This window comes from Pseudomonas sp. 37 R 15 (assembly GCF_900004865.1).
GTDB lineage: Bacteria > Pseudomonadota > Gammaproteobacteria > Pseudomonadales > Pseudomonadaceae > Aquipseudomonas > Aquipseudomonas fluorescens_AM.
In genome coordinates this window covers 37,668-48,635 of sequence record NZ_CVTV01000048.1, presented here as the reverse complement: position 1 = coordinate 48,635, position 10,968 = coordinate 37,668, and the positions used below count along the sequence as shown (strand labels likewise).

Genomic DNA, 10,968 nt, shown 5'->3' with positions numbered 1-10,968 from the left:
GCCATCCATGGCGCGGGGCGGCTAACCCGGCGTCCTGCCGGGTTACCCACGGATTCAAGCCTGCGTTCGGCCAGCGTGGTTTAACGGGGCGCCTGAGATCAAAAGCCAGATCAAGGTCAAGATCAAGATCAGGATCAAGAGCGGCTCGCTTCGCATCGTGGTTACGTTTGGGCGCTGCAGCGTTGTGTGATATCTATGCCTGATGGCAGCCTGCCATCAGGTTTGATCAGGCCGAATGCTGCGCTACGTCGCAAAGCCAGCGGCGCAGCAACTGGGCTGCCTCACCTAGCACCACATCCTTGGCCTGCACCAAATAATAGCCCTTGCCAGTCTTCAGTATAGCGTCAAAGACCGGTACGAGAAGGCCTCGTTGTACGTCTTCTTCCACCAGCCATGGGCTGGTGAGCACTAGACCCTGATTGCGGCGCGCCGCGTCGATGGCCAGCTCAGACTGATCGAATTTGAGGCTGCTGGAGAAGCTATCGGGGGAGATACCGACCGATGATAGCCATTGAGACCAGTGAGCATGGGACGTCGTATAGAGCAAGGTTGCTCCCGGCAAACAATCAAGGCTGTGCAACTGGAGCCGTTCGCGGTAAGCCGGGCTGGAATAGACCCTCACCTCGTCCGGCAAGAGCAGTTCTGCGTCCACATCACTGCCATATCCATCGAAATGCCGCACCGCCAGGTCGCAGGTAGCGTCATTGAAATCCACGGTATCGGTGGAGGCGCTCAGGTGCAGTTGCACCTCTGGATGACGCTCCGTGAACAATGGCATTCGCTTGGCGAACCAGGAACTGGCGAACGCCGGCGGCAGGCTTAACCGTACCTGCCTGTCTCGAAGACCCCGGACGGCCAGGTTGGCGGTCTCCAGCTGGCGAAGAGCTGGCTTTACCTGCTCCCAGTAGCTCAGCGCTTGAGCCGTTGGCTGCAGCCTGCGCACACTGCGTACAAACAGGGGCGTTCCCAGCCAGTCTTCCAGCTTGCGGATCTGTTGCCCTACCGCTCCCGGCGTAACGAACAGTTGGCTTGCAGCAAGGCTGACACTGCCGGTGCGCATGACCGCGTCAAAGCAAGCGATGGCCCTGAGGGGCGTATCAGCTCTCATGGCGTAGTTTTTCTCTCTTATAGACTGAAAACACATGATTTGTAGCGGCTTGCGTACTTTCCCACAATCGAATTCCACCACAGCGCACAACGAATCCTGTTGCAGCTGCTGATGGGGCAACGGGTGGTCGGCTGTCTGGCAGGCCAAGTGAGGAATAAATGGTTGTCTCTATCAATGATAAAAGGTGCCAATAAGTGAGGAAGTCAGTAGATGGCGCTGCCACGGCGATCATGGTGCTGCTGTGTCTTATTTGGGGTGCCCAGCAGGTGGCAATGAAGGCCGTTGCTGGTGACATAGCACCTGTGATGCAAGTCGCTGTTCGTTCCGGAGTCGCTGCAGCCCTGGTCTGGCTAATCGGAAAATGGCTCATGCGGGAGGTGTGGTTGACAGGCGTCTGGTACCGCTCCGGAATGGTCGTGGCTGTTCTGTTCGCGGGTGAATTTCTGTTCATCGCGCAAGGGTTACGCTGGACTAGTGCTTCGCATATGGCGGTTTTTCTCTATACGGCTCCCTTGTTCGCCGCCATTGGTCTGCACCTGCGTTTGCCGGAGGAGCGTCTTGGCGCGATTCAGTGGTTGGGTATGTCTCTGGCGTTCGCAGGGATTGCCATCACCTTTCTCATGCCACGCGCTGGGTCAGCCATTCAAACCACCAACGCCAACAGTCTCCTGGGTGACCTGCTGGGCTTGTGCGCGGGCGCCACGTGGGGATTTACGACGGTAGCGGTGCGTACCAGTCGCCTGAGTGAAGCTCCCGCAACCCAGACCCTGTTTTACCAACTGGCAGGTGCCTTTCTCCTTCTGCTGCCGTTGAGCCTGCTAGCGGGCCAAAGCTCAATGACCTTTTCAAACGGTGCAGTGGCCAGCCTGGTGTTCCAGACATTAATCGTGTCAGTAGCAAGCTACTTGATCTGGTTCTGGATGCTTCGTCGCTACCTCGCGGCTCGCCTTGGAGTGCTGGCCTTCATGAGTCCGCTGTTTGGCGTACTGATGGGTTATCTGTGGCTCGCAGAGCAGACGAGCTTCGGATTTTTGCTGGGCGCAAGCCTGACGATTGTCGGCCTGCTCGTGGTGAACCTCAGCAAAGCGGTGGGACAGACTCGGGGCGACAGTTACCCAACATCCAAAAATCCCAAGGAGAAGATGTAGTCATGAAAACGTTAATCGTGTTGGCGCACCCGGAACCACGCTCTTTCAACGCTGCTTTAAAGAACGAAGCTGTCAAAACGCTGCGCGAACTCGGTCACCAGGTTCAGGTGAGCGATCTCTACGCGATGAATTGGAAGGCTGAGCTGGGTATCGATGACTTCCCCGATAATCGCGCCGATCCTGACTATCTCGATCTTTCCCGCGAGCAAGAACATGCGGTTGCAAACGATTCCCACACCGACGACGTCAAGGCTGAGCAATCGAAGGTCATGTGGGCTGACCTGGTGATTTTTCAGTTTCCTGTGTGGTGGTTTTCGATGCCCGCCATTCTCAAGGGCTGGGTAGACCGGGTGTTGAGCCGGGGGTTCGCATACTCATCAGGGCACAAGTATGGATCGGGACTTCTCAAGGGAAAGAAGGCCATGCTTTGTCTCACCACGGGCACCGCAAGCAGTCTTTACACACCTGCGGGCATTGATGGCGACTTGCATCACATACTCTGGCCTATCCATAACGGCATTCTGGCCTATACCGGATTCACCGTGCTTCCCCCGTTTGCTGCATGGGCGCCGGCGCAGCTCAGCGCTGACGAACGTCAGCACTATCTGAATTCATATGCCGACTACTTGCGCAACCTGGAAGCGGTGCAGCCGCTGTTTTTTCACCCTCGTGAAGACTATGACGACAACCAGCAACTCAAACCCGGGATTGAGGCCCGCTCGGGTGTGCAGTGGAACCCCCGTGCACAACAACGTTTTGAACAGGCTGCATCCCGTTTTTCAGGGCATCCAAAGTCCACAACCTGACGTCGGCAGGAAGCGGCAGAAAAGCTGGCGGCGTGAGAACCGAAGAGAATGTCCGAAATGACTGCACCCGTTCAAACCCTCTTCCACATTCGACCATTGCCAGCCGCCACTCTTGTCTACACTCATCCATACCCTCAGGAGAGTAAGCGCTCGGCGACTCGCCGGCACAGGAGTGCTCGATGTCTCCCCGATTTCATGGCAAGCAACGTGGCGCTATCGGCCTGATGGCCGTTGGTGTGTTGGCGCTGGTGCTGGCGTTTACCTTGCTGGCTGTGGACAGCGGACGGCTTTACCTGGAGAAGCGCCGGCTGCAGGGAGTGGCGGACACGGCAGCGCTGGAAGCGGTCAGCCGCAACGGCACCTGTGCGGCGGGTTTGAGCGCGGCGGCGTATGCGGCGCAAAGCGTGGCACGCAATCACTTTGTCGTGGGTAACGGTAATACCCTGGTCACCCGCTGCGGTGCGGTAACCACTGCGGCTTCCGGCCGACGGGTGTTCGCTGCCAACCCGGCGCTGTCGTCAGCCATTGAGGTGGTGGTCGGCAAAACCGTCCCCACCAGCGTGGCCGGTGGCATCTGGTCGATGATGTCGGGTAACTCGGTCAGCCTCGATACCCGATTGAGCGCGACGGCAGTGGCGGCCAAACCCACCCCGCCGATCGCGCAGTTGAGCATCAGGAGCACGTTGGTCAACGTTGATACCGCCAGTGCCAGCATGCTGAACGCGGTGTTCAGCGGGCTGCTCGGTGGTGGGGTCAATGTTTCTGTGCTCGGCTGGAACGGCCTGCTCAACAGCGATATCAATATGCTCAGTTACCTTGATCAATTGGCCGTCGACCTGCATGTCACCGCCGGCGACTACACCCAACTGTTAAGCACCACGGTGAGCGCCTCGCAATTGGTTCAGGCGGCAATCACCGTGCTGGGCAGCGACCCGTTGACGCTGGATGCAGTCACCGCGCTGGGCGCTATCAAAGGGGCGACGATCAACAATCCATTGCCGCTCACACTGGGCAAAATCCTGCAATTGCAGACGGGCATCACCGCCGCCGCGCTCAATGCCGATCTGCAACTCTTTCAACTGGTTCAAGGCGTGGTGCAACTGGCCGGCAACCAGAGCGCGGCGGCGGTGACACTGCCCGTGAGCCTGTTGGGTCTGGCCAATATCACCACTCAGATCAAAGTCATGGAGCCGCCGCAGTTATCGGCCATCGGCAATCCGATGCTGGCGGCGGCCAACCCGTTGGGCCCGAATAAAATTTATGTGCGCACCGCCCAACTGCGCACGCAGATAACCGTGAGTTTGCCGGTGCTCGGCAGCCTGTCCGGTTTGACCACAGCGGTGAATGACCTGGTGGGGCCACTGACACCGGTCATCAGCAGCCTGTTGAGCTTGAACCTGGTGACCACCATCAACTCGACGCTTTGCCTGTTGGGCGCCGGTTGCCAACAGTTGGACGTGCTGGCACTGCCGGGCAACCTGCCGCTGCAGATCGTGCTGGATGCCGGCGGCGCCAGCAGCTATGTCACCGCCTATAGCTGCCCGGCGGGAGGCGCGGGCACCAAGAGCTTGACGGCCTACACCACCACCTCGGCGGCATCGCTGAACGTGGGTAATATCACCAATGCGTTTTCCTCTACACAGCCGATGACCGTGGCGCCGTTGGCCCTGATCGATTTCGGTATCAAGACGTGCCATAAGATCCTCGGCATCGGCAGTTGCGGACCTCGCATTCCGTTTGCGGGGGGCGGCGTCGGGATCAAGGTGCAAAGCCCGATCGTGGGCAGCAACAGTAACCAGAACCTGGTGTTTTCCAGCACCACGCCATTTGCCATGCCCGCTGATGTAGGGCTTGCCCCCAGCTATCAAACGGCCACGCCAGCCACCAACGTGGTGAGCGGCCTTTCCGCCGCCCTCAATGGCGTCGGCATTACCGCTTATCAACCGGTAGGGAGCAACCCCTTGGGGGGCGTGATCGCAAGCACAGTGTCGCTGCTCAGCGGCGTCAGCGCGCTCCTCACGCCAGTGTTGAATAACGCCCTGGGCCCGTTGCTCAATCCGATCCTCAACAACCTGTTGAGCAGCTTGGGCATCAACCTGGCGAGCGTGACTGTGGGCGCCAACCTGAGCTGCGGCCAGGCCGGCGAGGCGTATCTGGTGATTTAAGCGTCGGTGGCCCTGGGCAGTTCCACGCAGAACCGCGCGCCGTGTTCGCCGTTGCTGACGCTGAGGCGTCCGCCCATGTTTTCAACGATGCCATAGCTGACCGACAGGCCCAGCCCGGTCCCCACGCCAATCGGCTTGGTGGTGAAGAACGGCTCGAAGATGCGCTCCAGCAAACGCGGGTCAATGCCGCCGCCGTTATCTTCGACCCAGATGCGCACGTGGCGGCTGTCGTGTTCGGTCTGTACGGCGATCCATGGGCGCAGGTCCGGTTGTTTTTCCTTCAAGCCCAACAGCGCATCGCGGGCATTGACCATCAGGTTGATCAGCACTTGCTCCAGCTGGTCGGCGTAGCCTGTGACCTGCACCGCAATATCCGCCTGGGTCAGTTTGATCTCCACGCCTTTGCCGCGCAGGCCTTCGCTGAGCAGTGACAGGGTGCCTTCCACCGCCTGCGCCGGGTCGAAGGGCTGCTGCTCGACTTCCGAGCGGCGGCCGAATACGCGCATGTGGTCCACCACCCGCGCCGCGCGTTGTACCTGCGCGTCAATGCGCTGGAGTTTCTCCGTCAGGTAGTCGATCTGCACGTCGCCATTGCCCAGGCGCTTGAGTACGTTGACGATGGCCATGCGCATCACGTTCAGCGGCTGGTTGATCTCATGGGCCAGGCCGGTGGCCATTTCGCCGAGGGTGGCCATTTTCGCGCTTTGCGTCAGTTGCTGCTGGGAGCGCCGCACTTCGGTGTTGTCGCGGCCCACGGCCTGCACTTCGAGCAGATTGCCGTGCTCGTCGAACACACCACGGTCCGACCACACCCACCAGGCGTGCTCGCGCCCCGGCAGTTGCAGGCTGATCTCCGCGGTGCTCACGGGAAACTCCGGCGTCAGTTGCTCGATGCGCTGCACAAACGCCGCGCGTTGCTCGGCCGATAACCAGTGCCCCAGGTTCAGCCCCGGCAATTGGCCGGGCAGGCACTCCAGGTAGTTGGCCAGGGGGGTGTTGCCAAAGGTCAGGGTCAGGTCCGGACGGTAGCGGCAGATCATCGCCGGGGAGTCTTCCACGAGGATGCGGTAGCGCTCCTCGCTGTCCTTGACCTGTTGCGCCGCCAGCGTGGCCTCGGTGACGTCCAGCCACAGGCCGACCGCCTCCACCGGCAGGCCGAGGTCGTCGCGCAGCAACTTGGCTTCGTCGAGCAGCCAGTGGTAGTCGCCGTGTTTATCCTGGACCCGGTAGCGGCTGCGCACACTGCCTTCGCGCAGCAGTTGGCGCGTACGCTGGAAGTACAGGTCGCGGTCATCCGGGTGGACCCATTGCACCAGGCTGTCGTGGCTGCATTCGGCGAGCGTGCGGCCCAGCAGCGGCAGCAGGCTGTCGCTGAAAAACACCGGCTGCAGGGCGCCTTTCACGTAGCGTTGCACATAGATCACCGCCGGCGAGCTGGCGATCAGGTTGTCCAGGCGGGCGTGGGCGGCATCGGCTTGCAGTTGCTGGTTCTTGATGTCGCTGATGTCGAGCATGAAGCCAATCCAGCGGCGCTGCTCACCGGCGCCCAGAACCTGGCCCTGCACGCGGTACCAGGTGGGTGGCTGGTCGCTGTCGCCACGGTTCAGGCGCACGCTGGCGAGCAAGGGTTTGCCGAGGGTCTGCAAGTCGCGCAGGCGGCTGTGCAGTTCCTGGCGATCGGCGGGGTGGATGAGGTTCAGCCAGGTTTCCAGGACTAGGCGGGCAGGGCTTTCTTCGCAGCCCAGGTTGCGCATCAATTGCGCCGCGAGCTGGATCTCGCCGTTGGCGGGCAGCAATTCCCACCAGCCGGTGCCCAGCAAGCCCTGCAGGGCTTCCTGGCGTTCCAGTTGCAGATGGTGGTGCTGTTCACGCAGACGGCTGAGCAGCGGGGCGGCGAGGGCGGCGGCGAGGTTCAGCCAGTCGCGCTCGCGTGTGTCGGCTTCACCGCTGAAGGCTGCGCACAGCAGCCACGCGGCGACGCCCTGGCCATCGCGGTAGGGCACCAGGAAACCGTCGGCATTGCCGAACACGCTGTGCAAGCGCGGGTGTTCACCGCGACCGTAGAGGGTTTGCAGGCTCAAGGGGGCGGTGCCTTCGAGGCCGTCCAGGCACGTCCCGAGGCGCTGCCCGGTGTGCCAGAACAGCGGCGCGTCATGGTAGGCGTACTGGCTGTAGATCACCCAGCCCTGGTCCTCTTGAGCATGCAGCGCCAGGGCGATACACGGGATTCGCCAGCGCTGCGCCACGCTGCACAATTGTTCGTTGAATACATCGGGCAATCGGCTGAGGCTGCACACGCGCAATTGCTCGCTGACCTGGCTGGTCACATGCTGATTCTGTTCACGCTGCTCGGCCAATCGGCGGCCGTTGAGCAGATCGCCGATATCCACCGCGTGCAGCCGCCACCCAGAGTCGTGCGGCTCGAGGGTGCCACGGGTGTGCAGCACCTGCCCGTCGATGCCCTGGAAATCCAGGTCAAGGCTATGGCGCTGCCAGTCGGCGGGAACGCCCTCCACCGCCAGCGCGCTATGGGCGCGCAGCAAGGCGCGCAGCGGCGCCGCCTCGGCATGGGGCGCCAGCTGTGAGCGCAGTGTGCCGCTGATACCGAGCACCTGGCCTTGCGCATCCAGTTGCACCTGCAAACCGGCCGAAGGCGGCGCAGCAGGCGCGATCGCCAGCGCGCGGCCACGGCCAAGCAGACGCCCGAGCAGTTTGTCCCCCGAGGTCAAAACTGCAGGCTCGACTGGGCCTGCAGCGTCACCGGCAATCGCGGCACGCTGCCAATGCCGGGCAGCACAATGAAGGGCATTACCGCGTGCAGATTGGCAGAGGGATAGTTGATCTGCACCGACAGCAGGCCACCCACGAACGTGGTGTTGACGTGTGTCGCTGCATTGAAATTAAAGGCGCTGGGGATCCACCGCAGGCGGTCGGTGACTGCGCTTCTGGCGGTGGTTTGCACGGCGGTGCTGTAGCCCTGCATCGCCGGGTCGAGCCCCACGCTAAGGCGCACCGCTTCGGCGGTAGCCTGGTTGAACGACTGCAGTAACAGCAGCGGCAGGCTATAGCTGACCATGCCATAGAACACCGCGAAAAAAATCACGAAGACGGCCACGAACTCGATCGCGGCCGTGCCTTTCTGCTGGTGGGGGAGGCTAGTTTTCATCACCGCGTCTACCCTGACGGCTACTACTTGATATCAGCATAGAATCAATCGGCGAAAAGGCAGGTTTTTTACGTGATCCAGAGTGTGGTGGTGCTGTTGTGGTTGATGGTGTGTGCCGTGCAGGACATGCGGCAGCGATTGCTCGCCAACCGTCTGACGCTGGGGGTTGCGTTGCTGGCGGGGATCTACCTGTTCTGGACCGGCAGCACCTGGCTCGGTGCCTCAGTCGGCCAAGGCCTGTGGGCGTTTGTCCTGGCGCTGCTGTTGACCTTGCCGGGTTACGCCCTGGGCCGTCTCGGCGCCGGGGATGTGAAGCTGCTCGCGGCCTTGGCATTGGTGTCGGATGCCGAGTATGTATTGGGCGCGTTTATTGGCGCTGCCGGGGCGAGTGTGCTCTGGCTTTTGCTGGCGCCAAAGCTCTGGCCGCTTATGAGTCAAAGGCTTACAGATTGCCTCGGGCACCTGGCAGCCGAACCGTCAAAAAAACTGCCGTTTGCCCCCTTCCTGCTGGTGGGATTTGCCCTTGTGTGGTTCTGGGGCCGTTGAGCGTCGCAGCGGTTTGACGCTATGTACAGAGTCGGGAAGTACGTCTACGTTTACTAAAACGTTGTACAGGAATTTTCGTGGTTAAGGATGGTTCAATCTTTGGCTTGCCAGGCATGGAGTAGCGCGTGAACAAGCTTACCTCTGCGGTAAAAGTGCTCGTGGTCGACGATCAGCCGCTGATCGTGGAAGAGCTGTGTGAATTTCTTGAAAGCAGCGGGTTCCGTTGTGTCCCCTGTGAGTCCAGTGAGCAAGCCTTGCAGCGCTTTGGCGAAGACAGCGACATCGGCCTGGTGTTGTGTGATCTGCATATGCCGGACATGGACGGCATCGAGTTGGTCCAGGCTCTGCAAAAGATTGCCGGCAGGCAGCGGGTGTTTGAGTCGATCATGCTGACCGGGCGCGCCGACAAACAGGACGTAATCAAGGCCCTGCGCGCCGGGATTGCGGACTACTACCAGAAGCCGATCAATCTGGATGAATTGCTCGAAGGCGTGCAGCGCCAGGAAGCGGCGTTGCAAGAGCGCAGGAAAGACCTGCAACTGGGCAACCTGAACCAGAAGCTGCAATTTCTCTCCGAAACCATCAACGACCTGTACCAGGACCTCGATAAAGTGCGCCGCAGTCCGGCTGGCCCGGACGGTGAAGAGGCCTCGACGCAAGATACGGGCCCGGTCGAAATCCCCGCGATTTTCAACCAGCTGTCACCGCGCCAGTGGGACGTGGCCAGGCTGGTCGGAAAGGGCCAGACCAACTATCAGATCGCCTGCGAACTGGGCATCACCGAGAACACCGTCAAACTGTATGTGTCACAGGTGCTGCGGCTGACGCATATGCACAACCGCACGCAGTTGGCCTTGGCGTTGTCGCCTACCAACTCGGCGATGCGCCAGCGGGTGACGGCGCACTGAAAAACGACGGTCGATGATGATGTAGGAGCGAGCTTGCTCGCGAAAAACTCACAGGCGCCGCGTTCATTCAGAAAGCACGCGTTATCGTTGACGTTTTTCGCGAGCAAGCTCGCTCCTGCATTGCTCAGTTGCCGCCCTCCGTTTCGCCGCCGATTTTCTGCTCGAAGAACTCCGGAATCTCATGCTTGAAGCTTTCCAGCCAGCGCTGCGCGGCCAGGTCGCGTTCGGTGGCGGAGGCTGCCTGTGGCGTGGTTGATGCCGCTTGGCCACTGACCTGCAACGCCAGCCAGTTTTCCGTGGCGGCCTGCTGCGGGGAAGAGGGGCCAGGCTCGATGGCCATGACGCTGAGGGGCAGGGCCAGCGCGGCCAGGCTGGCGAGACAGGGCAGTTTCATCGTCAATTCCTCGGGTTGCTGTTGGCTTCACTGACCGTGGCGATCTGCCGCTTGGCCTTGACGGCCGGGGCGCTTGAGGCCTTGAGTTTCTCGGCGCGGGCCTGGGCCTGGGTGACTTGTTCGGGGTCCAGGCCTGTCTGGCTGACCACCTGCGCGGCCTGCTTCCAGTTGTCTTGATAGATCAGCAGCGTCACCAGGTTGATGGCCGCCAGCGGGTCGCTCTGCTTGAGCTCCATGGCGGTCATGAATTCAAAACGGGCGTCTTCCAGGCGCAGTTGGTTGAGGTACACCACGCCCAGGTCATTGCGGATTTTCTCGTCGGTGGGCGCCAGCCGCGCCGCGCGCTGCAAATGGGCCATGGCCAGGCTGTTGTCGCCTTTGGCCACTGCCATTTGCCCCAGGCCGTGTTCGCCTTCGGCGGCCATGCAGGTGCCGAGCAGGCTGCGGTACAGGGGCTCGGCGCTGCGCCCGAGCAAGCGATACGCCTTGGCCTGGCGCAGGCGCACCTGGGGCAAACTGGCCGGCAGGGTGTGCAGGTTGGCCAGGCTGGCGTGCAGTTTGCCGTCGTTGGCCATTTCATCGGCCAGGTTCAACGACAGCGTCTGTTCGGCGTCGGGCTTGGGGCAACTGCCGGGGGCCGTCAGGGCGCTCCAGGGGGTTTGGCCATATGTGGCGCAACCACCGAGCAGCAACAGGCTCAAACCGGCGATCAAGGCTTTCATCGAGC

General features: G+C 61.3%; 10 protein-coding genes. 5 read left to right on the top strand and 5 right to left on the bottom strand.

What is annotated here, in order from left to right; genetic code table 11:
- Positions 1–226 precede the first annotated feature (226 nt).
- The gene (locus BFQ04_RS14565) at positions 227–1,108 is read right to left on the bottom strand and encodes a LysR substrate-binding domain-containing protein (RefSeq protein ID WP_065951567.1); all 882 of its coding nucleotides are present in this window, start codon (positions 1,106–1,108) and stop codon (positions 227–229) included.
- Between the two features lie 230 nt (positions 1,109–1,338).
- Here BFQ04_RS14565 and BFQ04_RS14560 point away from each other — a divergent pair, with 230 nt between their 5' ends.
- The 3 genes from BFQ04_RS14560 (at position 1,339) to BFQ04_RS14550 (ending at position 5,227) form a co-directional block, all read left to right on the top strand.
- Entirely contained in the window at positions 1,339–2,256 is a 918-nt protein-coding gene (locus BFQ04_RS14560) for a DMT family transporter (RefSeq protein WP_218187763.1), read from the top strand.
- Between the two features lie 2 nt (positions 2,257–2,258).
- Complete coding sequence (locus tag BFQ04_RS14555) at positions 2,259–3,062, top strand: NAD(P)H-dependent oxidoreductase (protein ID WP_065951428.1); 804 nt, start codon at positions 2,259–2,261, stop codon at positions 3,060–3,062.
- Between the two features lie 179 nt (positions 3,063–3,241).
- On the top strand, positions 3,242–5,227 hold the full coding sequence (locus BFQ04_RS14550; RefSeq protein ID WP_065951427.1) for a pilus assembly protein TadG-related protein: 1,986 nt from the start codon (positions 3,242–3,244) through the stop codon (positions 5,225–5,227).
- Here the strand turns inward: BFQ04_RS14550 and BFQ04_RS14545 are convergent.
- The gene (locus tag BFQ04_RS14545; protein WP_065951426.1) at positions 5,224–7,956 is read right to left on the bottom strand and encodes an ATP-binding protein; all 2,733 of its coding nucleotides are present in this window, start codon (positions 7,954–7,956) and stop codon (positions 5,224–5,226) included. The genes BFQ04_RS14550 and BFQ04_RS14545 overlap by 4 nt on opposite strands.
- On the bottom strand, positions 7,953–8,393 hold the full coding sequence (locus BFQ04_RS14540) for a TadE/TadG family type IV pilus assembly protein (protein ID WP_065951425.1): 441 nt from the start codon (positions 8,391–8,393) through the stop codon (positions 7,953–7,955). The genes BFQ04_RS14545 and BFQ04_RS14540 overlap by 4 nt, the downstream gene beginning before the upstream one ends.
- Before the next feature lie 72 nt (positions 8,394–8,465).
- On the opposite strand from BFQ04_RS14540, the gene BFQ04_RS14535 reads away from it, so the two are divergent.
- Both BFQ04_RS14535 and BFQ04_RS14530 read left to right on the top strand, forming a co-directional pair.
- A complete protein-coding gene (locus BFQ04_RS14535) occupies positions 8,466–8,939 on the top strand; it encodes a prepilin peptidase (RefSeq protein WP_083217990.1) in 474 nt (157 codons plus the stop codon).
- 125 nt (positions 8,940–9,064) lie between these two features.
- Positions 9,065–9,847: a response regulator transcription factor gene (locus tag BFQ04_RS14530; RefSeq protein WP_065951424.1), complete on the top strand. Its 783-nt coding sequence runs from the start codon at positions 9,065–9,067 to the stop codon at positions 9,845–9,847.
- A gap of 124 nt (positions 9,848–9,971) precedes the next feature.
- Here BFQ04_RS14530 and BFQ04_RS14525 read toward each other — a convergent pair whose 3' ends face one another.
- Both BFQ04_RS14525 and BFQ04_RS14520 read right to left on the bottom strand, forming a co-directional pair.
- The gene (locus BFQ04_RS14525; protein ID WP_065951423.1) at positions 9,972–10,241 is read right to left on the bottom strand and encodes a DUF3613 domain-containing protein; all 270 of its coding nucleotides are present in this window, start codon (positions 10,239–10,241) and stop codon (positions 9,972–9,974) included.
- Between the two features lie 2 nt (positions 10,242–10,243).
- The gene (locus BFQ04_RS14520) at positions 10,244–10,963 is read right to left on the bottom strand and encodes a tetratricopeptide repeat protein (RefSeq protein ID WP_065951422.1); all 720 of its coding nucleotides are present in this window, start codon (positions 10,961–10,963) and stop codon (positions 10,244–10,246) included.
- Between the last annotated feature and the right edge of the window lie 5 nt (positions 10,964–10,968).